This is a genomic window from Curtobacterium sp. AG1037 (genome assembly GCF_003349855.1).
GTDB classification, from domain to species: Bacteria; Actinomycetota; Actinomycetes; order Actinomycetales; family Microbacteriaceae; genus Curtobacterium; species Curtobacterium citreum.
In genome coordinates this window covers 294,302-307,023 of the sequence record NZ_QQAO01000004.1, presented here as the reverse complement: position 1 = coordinate 307,023, position 12,722 = coordinate 294,302, and the positions used below count along the sequence as shown (strand labels likewise).

At 71.1% G+C, this 12,722-nt stretch carries 9 protein-coding genes and 1 other RNA gene; 6 read left to right on the top strand and 4 right to left on the bottom strand.

What is annotated here, in order from left to right; genetic code table 11:
- Positions 1 to 115 precede the first annotated feature (115 nt).
- The 3 genes from glgB to DEU32_RS08185 form a co-directional block, all read right to left on the bottom strand.
- The gene (glgB, locus tag DEU32_RS08195; protein ID WP_258554821.1) at positions 116 to 2,677 is read right to left on the bottom strand and encodes a 1,4-alpha-glucan branching protein GlgB; all 2,562 of its coding nucleotides are present in this window, start codon (positions 2,675 to 2,677) and stop codon (positions 116 to 118) included.
- A 29-nt stretch (positions 2,678 to 2,706) separates the two neighbouring features.
- Complete coding sequence (locus DEU32_RS08190; RefSeq protein WP_220152773.1) at positions 2,707 to 4,707, bottom strand: alpha-1,4-glucan--maltose-1-phosphate maltosyltransferase; 2,001 nt, start codon at positions 4,705 to 4,707, stop codon at positions 2,707 to 2,709.
- A gap of 235 nt (positions 4,708 to 4,942) precedes the next feature.
- Positions 4,943 to 7,006 (bottom strand): glycogen-debranching protein, encoded by a 2,064-nt coding sequence (locus tag DEU32_RS08185; protein ID WP_114850063.1) that lies wholly within the window; start codon positions 7,004 to 7,006, stop codon positions 4,943 to 4,945.
- Positions 7,007 to 7,095: 89 nt separating this feature from the next.
- On the opposite strand from DEU32_RS08185, the gene DEU32_RS08180 reads away from it, so the two are divergent.
- A complete protein-coding gene (locus DEU32_RS08180; protein WP_114850062.1) occupies positions 7,096 to 8,259 on the top strand; it encodes a cysteine desulfurase family protein in 1,164 nt (387 codons plus the stop codon).
- A 25-nt stretch (positions 8,260 to 8,284) separates the two neighbouring features.
- On the opposite strand, the gene DEU32_RS08175 is transcribed toward DEU32_RS08180, so the two are convergent.
- Positions 8,285 to 8,647, bottom strand: a complete 363-nt coding sequence (locus DEU32_RS08175) for a hypothetical protein (RefSeq protein ID WP_114850061.1) — start codon at positions 8,645 to 8,647, stop codon at positions 8,285 to 8,287.
- 99 nt (positions 8,648 to 8,746) lie between these two features.
- Here DEU32_RS08175 and prfB point away from each other — a divergent pair, with 99 nt between their 5' ends.
- From prfB to ssrA, 5 genes are all read left to right on the top strand, one after another.
- The gene (gene prfB, locus DEU32_RS08170) at positions 8,747 to 9,856 is read left to right on the top strand and encodes a peptide chain release factor 2 (RefSeq protein ID WP_114850060.1); all 1,110 of its coding nucleotides are present in this window, start codon (positions 8,747 to 8,749) and stop codon (positions 9,854 to 9,856) included.
- A 72-nt stretch (positions 9,857 to 9,928) separates the two neighbouring features.
- Positions 9,929 to 10,687 (top strand): cell division ATP-binding protein FtsE, encoded by a 759-nt coding sequence (gene ftsE / locus DEU32_RS08165; RefSeq protein WP_058740697.1) that lies wholly within the window; start codon positions 9,929 to 9,931, stop codon positions 10,685 to 10,687.
- Positions 10,684 to 11,598, top strand: coding sequence for a permease-like cell division protein FtsX (gene ftsX / locus DEU32_RS08160; protein ID WP_058740696.1), 915 nt, complete (start codon positions 10,684 to 10,686; stop codon positions 11,596 to 11,598). The genes ftsE and ftsX overlap by 4 nt, the downstream gene beginning before the upstream one ends.
- A gap of 124 nt (positions 11,599 to 11,722) precedes the next feature.
- Entirely contained in the window at positions 11,723 to 12,199 is a 477-nt protein-coding gene (gene smpB / locus DEU32_RS08155) for an SsrA-binding protein SmpB (RefSeq protein ID WP_058740695.1), read from the top strand.
- Positions 12,200 to 12,297: 98 nt separating this feature from the next.
- Positions 12,298 to 12,674: a transfer-messenger RNA gene (ssrA, locus tag DEU32_RS08150) on the top strand.
- Positions 12,675 to 12,722 lie beyond the last annotated feature (48 nt).

The window sequence follows — 12,722 nt, the reverse complement described above, 5'->3', positions numbered from 1 at the left end:
CGCTGCTGCGGCACCCTCTGCCCGGGCCGCCGCCGTCGGGCGGGTGCGCACCACGTGACGGACGGGAGGCGCGGTGCCGGTCGGCACCGCGCCTCCCGTCCGTCAGGGGGTCGCGTCAGCGAGCCAGGCGCAACCAGACCGCACCGAGCGGCGGCACCACGAAGTGCGCCGAGGCGGGGCGGCCCGCCCACGGGGTCTCGTCCGCGGTGACCGAGCCGAGGTTGCCGACCCCGGAACCGCCGTACTCGACGGCGTCGGTGTTGAGCACCTCGTCCCACCTGCCGGCCGACGGCAGGCCGAAGCGCCGCTCCACGGGCACGCCCGAGAAGTTCACGAACACGGCCAGTCGGTCGTCGCCGTCCTTGCGCAGGAACCCGAGCGTGGAGTGCGGGGCGTCGCCGCCCTCGATCCACTCGAAGCCCTCGGGCGAGGAGTCGTGCGTCCACAGCGCCGGCGTGTCCTTGTACACGCGGTTGAGCGAGGCGACGAGGTCCTGGACGCCGAGGTGCCCCGGGTCGTCGAGGAGCCACCAGTCGAGCCCGCGGGCCTCGGACCACTCGGACGGCTGCGCGAACTCCTGGCCCATGAAGAGCAGCTGTTTGCCGGGGTGCGCCCACATGTAGGCCAGGTAGGCGCGGACGTTCGCGAGCTTCTGCCACTCGTCGCCGGGCATCTTGCCGAAGAGCGACCCCTTGCCGTGCACGACCTCGTCGTGGCTGATCGGCAGCGTGAACTGCTCGCTGAACGCGTACACGAGCGAGAACGTGATCTCGTCGTGGTGGTAGCTGCGGTGGACCGGCTCGCGCTCGATGTACTCGAGGGAGTCGTGCATCCACCCCATGTTCCACTTCTGGCCGAACCCGAGCCCGCCGGCGCTCGTCGGCTGGGTCACCCCCGGCCACGAGGTGCTCTCCTCGGCGATCATGACGATGCCGGGGTAGCGCTTGTACGCCGTGGCGTTCGTCTCCTGCAGGAAGGAGATCGCCTCGAGGTTCTCGCGGCCCCCGTGCACGTTCGGCAGCCACTCGGTACGGGAGTAGTCGAGGTACAGCATCGACGCGACGGCGTCCACGCGCAGGCCGTCGATGTGGAACTCCTCGAGCCAGTACAGCGCGTTCGCGACCAGGAAGTTCCGCACCTGCGGCTGCCCGAAGTCGAACACGTAGGTGCCCCAGTCGAGCTGCTCGCCGCGTCGGGGATCGGGGTGCTCGAACAGGGCGTACCCGTCGAACTTCGCCAGCGCCCACTCGTCCTTGGGGAAGTGGCCGGGGACCCAGTCCATGATCACGCCGATGCCCGCGGAGTGCAGGCGGTCGATCAGGTAGCGGAGGTCGTCCGGCGTACCGAACCGGGCGGTCGGGGCGTAGTAGCCGGTGACCTGGTACCCCCACGAGCCGCCGAACGGGTGCTCGGCGAGGGGGAGGAACTCGACGTGCGTGAACCCGAGGTGCTGCACGTGCCCGATCAGCTGGTCAGCGACCTCGCGGTAGGACAGCCCCGGACGCCAGGAGCCGAGGTGCACCTCGTAGACGCTCATCGGGGCGTCGTGCGTGGTGCTCTGCGCGCGGCGTTCCATCCAGGCGGTGTCGCCCTCGGACCACGTGTAGTCGGACGCGGTGATCACGGAGGCGGTCGCCGGCGGCACCTCGGTCCGACGGGCGAAGGGGTCTGCCCGCTCGACCCAGCCGGAGTCGGTCAGGATCTGGAACTTGTACCGTTGCCCGACCAGGGCGCCCGGCCAGAAGAGCTCCCACACGCCGAGGTCGCCGAGGCGGCGCATCGCGGTGGTGCGACCCTCCCAGCCCTCGAAGTCGCCGATCACGCGGACGGCCGTGGCACGGGGCGCCCAGACCGTGAAGGCCACGCCGTCCACGCCGTCGACCGTGGTGACGTGGGCGCCGAGGTGGTGCCACAGCTGCTCGTCGCGACCCTCGCCGAACAGGTGGAGGTCGAGCTCACCGACGGTCGGCGCGAAGCGGTATGCGTCGTCCGTGGTCCAGGTCGCGTCGTCGGCGTCCGTGGACTCGTCGAAGTCGTAGTCGGCCTCGACCCGGTAGCGACCGAGGGTGCCGGGCGTCGCGCCGACCCACATGCCGTCGCCCTCGTGGGTGAGTTCGACGTCGTCGCCGTCAGGGCGGACGATGCGGACCGACGACGCGAGGTGTCGGACGACCCGGACGCTCGTCCCACCGTCGACCGGGTGCGGCCCGAGCACGTCGTGCGGGCGGGACCAGCGGCCCTCGGCGACCTGCTGTCGAAGCCAGTCCTCGACCGGGGCGGGCCGCGGTCCCTCGGGCGACGGCGCTCCGGAGTCGGTGCTCGGGGTCGGCGCGGTGCTCGTCGTCGCGGTGGTGCTCGCCGCTGTCGGCTCCTGGGACCCGGACGGAGCGGTGGCCTGTCCGCCGAGCGTCGCGGACTCGGGAACGCCGCGGTCCGGAGCTTCGGGGGAGACCTCGGGTGCCCCGGGGAGGTCCTCACCCGGAGCGGACACCCGCGGTTCGTAGCGCGGCTCGTCCGCACCGCTCGGTGCGAGAGCGGTCGGCGTCGCCGAGGGACGACGCACGGGCGGCGGGGGCGGCGGCACCGGCGGGACGCTCGGGCCCTGTCCGCGGTCGGTGGCGGGAGTCGGCGCCGGGCTGTCAGGAGCGCTGGCGGAGTTCGGCTGGTCGGCACCCATCGGCGGGGTCCCCTTCGGGTCACGGTCGGTCATCGGTGGGGTCCCTCCACGACGAGCAGGTGCACGGGCTCCTGGAACGCGTCCAGGCGGACGTAGTTCGATGAGCCCCACACCCAACGCTGGCCGGTCACGACATCACGGACGTCGAACGGCTGCTCGGTCGGCAGTCCCAGGGCGGCGAGGTCGAGGTGCACCGTCGTCTCGCGGGCGGAGTGCGGGTCGACGTTCGCCACGACGATCACCGTGTCGGCGCGGCCGGAACGGATGAACTCGCCGGGCAGGTGCTTCGAGTACACGACGATCGCCGGGTCCTCGGACGCGTGCACGTGCAAGTTGCGCAGCTGCCGGAGCGCGGGGTGCGCCTGCCGGAACCGGTTGAGCATCGTGACGTACGGCGCCAGGCTCGCCCCCTCGGCCTCGGCCAGGGCGAAGTCACGGGGCTTGTACTCGTACTTCTCGTTGTCGATGTTCTCCTCGGAGCCCGGGCGGGCGACGTCCTCGAAGAGCTCGTACCCGGCGTACATGCCCCAGGTCGGCGCCCCCGTCGCGGCGAGCGCTGCGCGCACCTTGTAGCCGGCACGGCCGCCGAACTGCAGGTACTCGGTGAGGATGTCCGGCGTGTTCACGAAGAGGTTCGGGCGCAGGTAGGCGCTCGTCTCGTGGCTGAGCTCGGTGAAGTAGTCCTCGATCTCGTCCTTCGTGTTCCGCCACGTGAAGTACGTGTAGGACTGCTGGAACCCGGCCTCGGCCAGGGCACGCATCATCGCCGGACGGGTGAACGCCTCGGCCAGGAACACGGTCTCGGGGTGCTCGTCGCGGACCTCGCGGATGACCCGCTCCCAGAACCACAGCGGCTTGGTGTGCGGGTTGTCGACGCGGAAGATCCGGACACCGAAGGCGATCCAGTGCCTGAGGACCCGGAGGACCTCGGTGACGATGCCCTCGGGGTCGGAGTCGAACTGGATCGGGTAGATGTCCTGGTAGCGCTTCGGGGGGTTCTCGGCCGTGGCGATCGACCCGTCGGCGCGGACCGTGAACCACTCCGGGTGCGCCTGCACCCAGGGGTGGTCGGGGGAGCACTGCAGGGCGAAGTCGAGCGCGACCTCCATCCCGGTGTTCTTCGCCGTCTCGACGAAGTCGCGGAAGTCGTCCTCGGTCCCCAGGTCCGGGTGGATCGCGTCGTGACCGCCCTCCGGCCCGCCGATCGCCCACGGGCTGCCGGGGTCGTTCGGACCAGGGGTCAGCGTGTTGTTCGGGCCCTTGCGTGCGGTGGTGCCGATCGGGTGGATCGGCGGCAGGTAGACGACGTCGAAGCCCATGCGGGCCACCGCGGGCAGACGTCGGGCCGCGGTGCGGAAGTCGCCGCTCTTCCACGACCCGTCGGGGTTCTTCTTCGCGCCCTCGCTCCGGGGGAAGAACTCGTACCAGGCGCCGACACCGGCGCGGGTGCGCTCGACGTCGAGCAGCTGGGTGGGGGAGTGCGTGCGGAGCGAGGTGAGCGGTGCGTCCTCGACCTCGCCGGTGATCCGCGGGTCGTCGACGGCTGCGAGTCGTTCGGCCGGGTCGAGCTCGGTGTCCCGGACCCGCTCGGCGGCGCGCGCGGCGGCGGTCGAGTCGGTCTCCGCCGCGAGCCGGTCGAGCAGCACCGCCCCGTCGAGGAGCGTGGCCTCGGTGTCCACCCCGGCGGCGATCTTCAGGCGTGCCCCATGGATCCAGGTCGCCCAGTCGTCGGAGAACGACTCGACGTGCCACGTCCAGACGCCCGTGTGGTCGACCTGCACGGTCGCCTCGTACCGGTCGGTGCCGGCGCCCACCAAGGTCATCGGGACGGTGCGGGTGCCGCCGTCGGGGCGCTCCAGCACGAGGTCGGCGCCGATGACCCCGTGTCCCTCGCGGAAGACGGTCGCACCGAACGTGATCACCTCGCCGTCGAAGGCCTTCGACGGGAACCCGTTCGGGGTCGTCGGCGTGAGTCGGGTGATCGGGATGCGCCCGATCTTCGGTCGGCGGGGTCGGTCTGCAGTGGCCACGGAGCCGACGCTACCCGGCTGCGGGGCCAGCGTTCCCCGGAAGACGCGGCCTGTGCACGACCGGGCGCGCCGTGCGGCCTGTGGAGGAGGACGGCGCCGTGCACGTTCCTGCCCATCGCAGCCGACGTGGGAAGCCGATCCGCGCATCGGGGGTCGGAAGGAACGACCTCCGACGAGCGGATCGTCCTCCGACGCGCGGGACCGCCTTCGACGCGCGGATCGGCCCCGGGTCGCGCTACGCCACCTCGAACACGTGGATGCCCGGGCCGTACGCGGTGAAGACCTGCCCGGCCGGGCGGACCCGCTCGTGGTCCCGGTGCTTCTCGCTCGACCACGCCAGGCGGTACCCGACGACGTCGTCGCGGACCGGCAGCGTCAGGTCCCGCGTCCGGCCGCTGCCGTGCACGACGACGAGCACCCGGTCGGCCGGCTCGTGCACCGGGGTCGACTCGGCGAACCACTGCACCGCGCGGTGGATCGGCTGGTCCCACCCCTCCGGGGTCATCGCACCGCCGTCCGGCCCGTACCAGGACATCCGCGTCGCTCCCGGGGTCTCCTGGCCCTCGACGCCGTACCGGGTCGGGCGGAGCGCCGGGTGCGCGGCCCGGAGCCGGGCGAGCGCGGCGACCGCCTCGGTCATCGACTCGGCGTCCTCGTCGTCGGACCAGTCGACGGGCGTCAGGTCCTCGGACACGACGTACGCGTTGTTGTTGCCGTGCTGCGAGCGGCTCCGCTCGTCGCCGGCGGTGAGCATCGGGACGCCGGCGGACAGCATGAGCGTGCCGACGAGGTTCCGCATCGACCGACCCCGGGCGGCGCGCACCCCGCGGTCGGCAGTGTCGCCCTCGATGCCGTGGTTGAACGAGCGGTTGTCGTCCGACCCGTCGCGGTTCTCCTCGCCGTTCGCCTCGTTGTGCTTGCGGTCGTGCGAGACCAGGTCGAGCAGGGTGAAGCCGTCGTGCGCGGTGACGAAGTTCACGCTCGCGGTCGGACCGCGGTCCGGCCCGAACAGCGCTCGCGACCCCGTCAGCGCCCCGGCGAGCGCTCCGATCCCCGCGGAGGGCGCACCGTTCCGCCGCTCCTCGGCGATGTCCGTCAGCCAGAACTGCCGCACGGTGTTCCGGAAGCCGTCGTTCCACTCGCTCGTCCGGGCACCGAACGCCCCGGTGCGCCACCCGTCCGGTCCGACGTCCCACGGCTCGGCGACGACGAGCACGTCCTGCAGGTCGGGGTGCCGGCGGATCCGGTCGAGCAGCGGGTGCTCCGCGTCGAAGACGTGGCGGTCGTTGCGGGCGAGCGCGGCCATCAGGTCGAACCGGAAGCCGTCGACCTGGACCTCGCGCGCCCAGTAGCGGAGGCTGTCGACGACGAGGTCGGCGATGGCGTCCGTCGAGGTGTTCAGCGTGTTCCCGCACCCGGTCGTGTCGTAGTACGCGTCGCCGTCCGGGGTCCACCGGTAGTGGGACGCGCCGTCGAGTCCGCGGAGCGACGAGGTGGGACCGCCCAGGCCCTCCTCTGCGGTGTGGTTGTAGACGACGTCGAGCACGACCTGGATCCCGGCCTCGTGCAGGAGCCGGACCATGCCCTTGAACTCCCGCAGGACCCCGGAGGCGCCGGCGGCCCGCGCCTCGGCGGAGGCGTGCGCGGCGTGCGGGGCGAAGAAGCCGAGGGAGTTGTACCCCCACGCGTTCTCCCGCCCGGCGTCGCGGAGCCACGCCTCGGAGTCGAACGCGTGCACGGGCAGCAGCTCGATCGTCGTGACGCCGATGCGGTGCAGGTGCGCGATCGTGCTCGGGTGGGCCACGCCCGCGTACGTCCCGCGCAGGTGCTCGGGCACGTGCGGGTTCGCCGCGGTCAGCGTGCGGACGTTCGCCTCGTACACGACGGCCCGGTCGAGCGGTACGACCGGCTTCACCACGCCGCCCCAGTCGAACGCGTCGTCGACGACCTCGCTCGTCCAGCGCGCAGAGCCGGAGCCGCCGCCGGAGCCGGCGTCGGCGCGCACGATCCCGCGGGCGTACGGGTCGAGCAGCGGTCGCGACGCGTCGAACCCGTGCCGCGGCCCGTCCGGTCCGTCCACGAGCAGGTGGTAGCGGTCGCCCGGTCGGACGTCGGGTGTGGCGGCCGCCCAGCGGTCCGTCCCCGTGACCGGCTCGAGCGGGTACCACGTCGGCTGCGCGTCACCGGGGCGCTGCACGACCAGGGTCACGGCGGTCGCGTCCGTGGAACGGACCGAGAACCGCGGCTCGCCGTCGCCGAGGCGGAAGCCGGGGGTCTCGTCGATCGCGGTCTCCTGCATGCCACCCAGGGTACGAGAGGCCGCGCGTATCCTGGACACGCTCGACCGGGGGCCACCGCGCGCCCCGCCGCCCACGTCCAGGAAGTCCCGTGCCCGTCTACCTCGACCACGCCGCGACGACGCCGATGCTGCCCGCAGCGCTCGCCGCGTACACCGACGCGCTCGGCACCGTCGGGAACCCGTCGTCGATCCACAGCGCCGGACAGCGCGCGAAGATGCTGCTCGAGGACGGCCGCGCCGCCGTCGCGGCGTCGCTCGACGCCGAGCCGGTCGAGGTCGTCTTCACCTCCGGCGGCACCGAGAGCATCAACCTCGCCGTGAAGGGCCTGTACTGGGCCCGCCAGCAGGACCGCCCACGGCCGCGGATCGTCGTCCCGGCGGGGGAGCACCACGCGACGGTCGACACCGTCGAGTGGCTCGAGCGCCACGAGGGAGCGGTCGTCGACGTGGTCCCGTTGGACGCGCAGGGTCGCGTCGACCTCGCCGGCCTGGAGGCGCGACTCGCGGACGCCACGGACGTCGCCCTGGTCACGTTCCTGTGGGCGAACAACGAGGTCGGCACCCTGCAGCCGGTGCGTCGCATCGTGGAGACCGCGCACGCCGCGGGCGTGCCGGTGCACAGCGACGCCGTCGCCGCGTACGGGCAGGTGCCGGTCTCGTTCCGGGACTCCGGGCTCGACGCGCTGAGCGTGTCGGCGCACAAGATCGGCGGACCGGTCGGCATCGGTGCGCTCGTCCTCGGACGCCGTGCCTCGGTCGAGCCCCTGATCCACGGCGGCGGCCAGCAACGGCAGGTTCGGAGCGGCACCCAGGACGCGTCGGCCGCGGTCGCGTTCGGCGTCGCCGCGTCCACCGCACACACGGACCTCTCGCCCCTGCGGGACCGGCTCGTGGCCGGTGTGCAGCGGGCCGTCCCGTCCGCGCGGTTGATGGGTGACCCGGTCGACCGGCTGCCGGGCAACGCGCACTTCACGTTCCCGGGCTGCGAGGGCGACTCGCTGCTGTTCCTGCTCGACGCCGCCGGGGTCGCGGTGTCCACCGGTTCGGCGTGCCAGGCCGGCGTGCCGGAGGCCTCGCACGTGCTGCTCGCGATGGGGTTGTCCGAGGAGGACGCCCGCGGCGCGCTCCGCATCACGCTCGGGCACACCTCGACGCAGGCCGACGTCGACGCGTTCCTCGCCGCACTGCCGGACGCGGTCGCCCGGGCCGGTGCCGCGGGGATGGCCGCACGCACGCCCGTGCTCGGCCGCTGAGACCCGTCGACGCTGCTTCCGGCGGTCAGGCCGGTTCGTCGACGAGCGCGACGAACCGGGTGCCCACCCCGTGCACGGCGTACCGGGCGTGTCCCGGTGCGGGTGCCGGCGCGTCCTCGGGGTCGTGCCGGTCGCACACGAGCAGCGTCCACTCCGGCCACCACTTCTTCGGCCGGGCCGTCTCGGTGTCCCCGCAGATCGAGCAGGTGAGGTCCGTCCAGACCTTCCTGGCCCCCGTCCGGTTCGCCCGCGACTGCACGAGCCAGGCAGGCGGGTCCGACTCGATCGCCGACAGCTCCGCCTCGGAGAGGTGGGCGGGGAGCCCGTGCCGGCTCGCCATCTCCAGGGGGATGTCGAGCCGGACGGCGGCGTCGCGTCGTGAGACCATCCGACCAGGGTAGGCGGCGTCGGACGCGACCGGCGTGGCGGCGGTGGGGCGTGCCTCCCGGTCGGCGGCCCCGGACGCACGCCGGTAGGATCGGTGACCATGGTCGAACTGGACTTCTCCGAGCAGCTCTCCGCCCTCCGCGAGACGTTCGGCAACATCCGCTCGGTGGTCGACGTCGACCGCCTGCAGCGTGAGATCGCCGAACTCAGTGAGCAGGCGGGTGCCCAGGACCTCTGGGACGACGTCGAGCACGCGCAGCAGGTGACGAGCGCGCTCTCGCACCGGCAGGCCGAGCTGCGGAAGATCACCGACACGCAAGCGCGCATCGACGACCTCGAGGTCCTCGTCGAGATGGCGAACGAGGCCGACGACCAGGAGTCCGCGGACGAGGCCGCCGCCGAGCTCAAGGCCATCCAGAAGACGATGAGCGACCTCGAGGTGCAGACGCTCCTCGACGGCGAGTACGACGACCGCCCCGCGGTGATCACGATCCGCGCGGGCGCCGGCGGGGTCGACGCGGCGGACTTCGCCGAGATGCTCCTCCGCATGTACCTGCGCTACGCCGAGCAGCACGGCTACAAGACCACCGTGATGGACACCTCCTACGCGGAGGAGGCGGGCATCAAGTCCGCCACGTTCGAGGTCGACGCGCCGCACGCGTTCGGCACCCTGTCGGTCGAGGCGGGCACGCACCGCCTGGTCCGGATGTCGCCGTTCGGCGCCGCCGGCAAGCGCCAGACGTCCTTCGCGGCGGTCGAGGTCATCCCGCTCATGCCGGAGACCGCGGTCATCGACATCCCCGAGAACGACATCCGCGTCGACGTCTTCCGGTCCTCGGGCCCCGGTGGGCAGTCGGTCAACACGACCGACTCCGCCGTCCGCCTGACCCACATCCCGACCGGCACCGTCGTCTCGATGCAGAACGAGAAGTCGCAGATCCAGAACCGTGCCGCGGCCATGCGCGTCCTGCAGTCGCGCCTGCTCCTGCTGAAGCAGGAAGAGGAGAACGCGAAGAAGAAGGAGCTGGCGGGCAACATCACCGCGAGCTGGGGCGACCAGATCCGCTCGTACGTCCTCGCGCCGTACCAGATGGTCAAGGACCTGCGGACCGAGCACGAGGTGAACAACCCCTCAGCCGTGTTCGACGGCGACCTGGACGGCTTCATCAACGCGGGCATCCGCTGGCGCAAGCAGGGCGACGACGACTGAGGGCCGCCGCGGCGGACCTGAGCCGCGCGCCTCGGCGGTTTTCCGGACCGGGCGACCTACCCTGATCCGGTCATGATCAAATTCGACCACGTCACCAAGGTCTACTCGGGCAACCCGAGTCCGGCGCTCGACGACGTCTCCCTCGAGATCCTCAAGGGTGAGTTCGTCTTCCTCGTCGGTGCCTCCGGCTCCGGCAAGTCGAGCTTCCTGCGTCTCGTCCTCAAGGAGGAGAAGCCCTCCCGGGGGCAGATCCACGTGCTCGGGCAACGCCTGGGCGCCCTGTCGTCGCGCAAGGTCCCCTACTTCCGTCGCAACCTCGGCGTGGTGTTCCAGGACTTCCGCCTGCTGCCGAACAAGAACGTCTTCGACAACGTCGCGTTCTCGCTGCAGGTGATCGGCAAGAGCAAGGGCTTCATCAGCGAGGCCGTCACCGACGTGCTCAAGCTCGTCGGGCTCGCCGGCAAGGCGACGCGCATGCCGCACGAGCTCTCCGGTGGTGAGCAGCAGCGTGTCGCGATCGCCCGCGCGGTCGTGAACAAGCCCGCGGTCCTGCTCGCCGACGAGCCGACGGGCAACCTCGACCCGACGACCTCGGCCGGCATCATGGCGCTCCTCGAACGCATCAACCAGGGAGGCACCACCGTGCTCATGGCGACGCACGACGCCAGCATCGTGAACCAGATGCAGCGCCGGGTGATCGAGCTCTCCAACGGCACGATCCTCCGTGACGAGCAGTCCGGCGGGTACCAGACGCAGGCGATCCCCGTGCAGCGCGGCGCCGGCGTCTCGAACACCACCGGCATCCAGACGATCCCGGGGCTCATCCGATGAGGCTCGGGCTGGTCATGTCCGAGGTCGGGTCCGGTCTCCGCCGGAACGTCTCGATGGTGGTGTCCGTCGTCCTCGTGACTTTCATCTCGCTGACCTTCGTCGGCACGGCGATCCTGCTCCAGATGCAGATCAACCAGATGAAGGGCTACTGGTACGACCGGGCCCAGGTCGCGGTGTACCTCTGCACGGACACCGACACCACGGGCAACTGCACCGGGGCGAAGGTCACGGACGAGCAGCGGCAGCAGGTCGAGGCGCAGCTCGACTCGTCGACCCTCAAGCCGTACATCGAGAAGACGTACTTCGAGGACCAGGCGCAGGCGTACGACCGGTTCAAGCAGCAGTTCAAGGACTCGCCGGCGACCGAGTTCGTCAAGCCGGAGTACCTCAACGAGACCATCTGGGTGAACCTGAAGAACCCGTCGCAGGCCGACGTGCTCCAGGAGAGCCTGTCGAAGGTCGCCGGTGTGCAGAGCGTCGTCGACCAGCGCGGCTACCTGCAGCCGATCTTCAACCTGCTGAACGCCTCGTCGTACACGGCGATCGGCATCGCGTCGCTCATGCTCGTCGCCGCCGTCCTGCTCATCGCCACCACGATCCGGCTCTCCGCGTTCAGTCGACGTCGGGAGCTCGGCATCATGCGGCTGGTGGGAGCGTCGAACCGGTTCATCCAGACCCCGTTCGTGCTCGAGGGGGTCATCGCCGCGGCGATCGGCGCGGTCCTGTCGGGTGGCGCGATCCTGGCGGTGGTCTGGTTCTTCGTCCGGAACTACCTGTCCCAGCGGTTCCCGCAGACGTCCTTCATCGGCATGTCCGACGCCGCGGTCGTCGTACCGGCCGTGATCGTCGTGGGTGTGCTGCTCGCCGGCATCTCGGCGTCCATCGCGATCCGGCGGTACCTCCGGGTCTGATCGCCCACACGCCACGCGGGACGGGGTCGACGCGCCGGGAAGGTGCGCGGCCCCGTCGCTGTTCACTAGGCTGGAGGGCTGCGCCAGGACGGGCAGCAGGACCAGCACCTCGGAAGGGAACACCATGGCGAAGGAACGCGGCGAGAAGATCGTGGCGACGAATCGTCGCGCGCGCCACGACTACCTGATCGAGGACACGTACGAGGCCGGCATGGTCCTGTCCGGGACCGAGGTGAAGTCGCTCCGCGAGGGGCGGGCCTCGCTCGTCGACGGCTACGCCTTCATCGACGCCGGGGAAGCCTGGCTCGACGCCGTGCACATCCCCGAGTACACCGAGGGCACGTGGAACAACCACACGCCGCGGCGGAAGCGCAAGCTGCTCCTGCACAAGCAGCAGATCGTGAAGATCTCGCACAAGACGGCGCAGGGCGGCTACACGCTGGTCCCGCTGCAGATCTACTTCCACGACGGTCGCGCGAAGGTCGAGATCGCGGTCGCCAAGGGCAAGCGCGAGTTCGACAAGCGTCAGGCGCTGCGCGAGAAGACCGACAAGCGCGAGGCCGAGCGGGCGATGCGCTCGCGGAACCGCCTCGGCGAGTGACAGACCTCCCCTTCGTCGGCTAGACTGGGGGACCGCTCCGATCCGGAGCACTTGACAACTCCACAGCGCGACAGCGGCTCGCACGTTCCGGCCTGTACGGGGATGATCGGTTTCGACATTGCCTGTGTGCCGACGGGAAGCGGGCCGAGGACCCACGGTCATCTCGTGAACGATCCGTGGAAAACAACAAGTGCCAATTCCAAGCGCACTGACTTCGCTCTCGCTGCGTAAGCAGCCCAGCACATGAAGTCCGTCGGCCAGGTGACCGTCCCCTAACCTGATCCCGGCGTCATCCAGAGGACTTGCTGCACGGTTGCGCCTCAGGGCCGTGCGGGACTTGCACTGAGACTGGGCTCGTCGTTCTAGAAGCCGGTAGCAAAGGACGGAGCCGAGCAGAACGCCTCATCCGGATACGCCCGTAGAAGACGTCGAAGCGCAGCGATGGACGGGGGTTCGATTCCCCCCATCTCCACCGATCGCCGGACGTCGAGCCGCTGTCGCAGTGCTCCTCAAGGCTCAGTGC

Excerpts from the sequence above, each read along its gene's own strand:
- prfB (WP_114850060.1), top strand. The coding sequence starts at position 8,747 with ATGGTCGAACTGGACTTCTCCGAGCAGCTCTCCGCCCTCCGCGAGACG.
- DEU32_RS08185 (WP_114850063.1), bottom strand. The coding sequence starts at position 7,006 with ATGCAGGAGACCGCGATCGACGAGACCCCCGGCTTCCGCCTCGGCGAC.
- glgB (WP_258554821.1), bottom strand. The coding sequence starts at position 2,677 with ATGGGTGCCGACCAGCCGAACTCCGCCAGCGCTCCTGACAGCCCGGCG.
- smpB (WP_058740695.1), top strand. The coding sequence starts at position 11,723 with ATGGCGAAGGAACGCGGCGAGAAGATCGTGGCGACGAATCGTCGCGCG.
- ftsE (WP_058740697.1), top strand. The coding sequence starts at position 9,929 with ATGATCAAATTCGACCACGTCACCAAGGTCTACTCGGGCAACCCGAGT.
- DEU32_RS08175 (WP_114850061.1), bottom strand. The coding sequence starts at position 8,647 with ATGGTCTCACGACGCGACGCCGCCGTCCGGCTCGACATCCCCCTGGAG.
- ftsX (WP_058740696.1), top strand. The coding sequence starts at position 10,684 with ATGAGGCTCGGGCTGGTCATGTCCGAGGTCGGGTCCGGTCTCCGCCGG.